Genomic DNA, 311 nt, shown 5'->3' on the forward strand with positions numbered 1-311 from the left:
CTCCCGAACTTACTGAAACAAACACACCGAAGTATCCTTGAGGTGTCTGGTGATGGCGCTTACGACACGAGAGCGTGTCACGCTGCTATTAAGATTAAGGGAGCCATTGCGCTTATTCCCCCAAGAGAAGGGGCAGCCTTCTGGGAGCGTGGTCACCCTCGAAATCTCGCCGTGGGTTGCCAGAAATTATACGGCTCAAATAAGTATTGGAAAGAGCGGTATGGATACCACAAACGTTCACTCTCAGAAACAGCGATGTATCGAGTTAAACAGTTGCTAGGAGGGCAACTGAGCTTAAGAAATTACAATGC

At 48.6% G+C, this 311-nt stretch carries 1 protein-coding gene; it reads left to right on the forward strand.

Annotated elements, in window-relative coordinates; genetic code table 11:
• Positions 1-311, forward strand: a 311-nt coding sequence (locus AB4623_RS11760; RefSeq protein ID WP_372146437.1) for a transposase, incomplete at both ends; no start/stop codon positions are given.

The sequence above is a fragment of the Vibrio sp. 10N.222.52.C12 genome (assembly GCF_041474215.1).
GTDB lineage: Bacteria > Pseudomonadota > Gammaproteobacteria > Enterobacterales > Vibrionaceae > Vibrio > Vibrio crassostreae_C.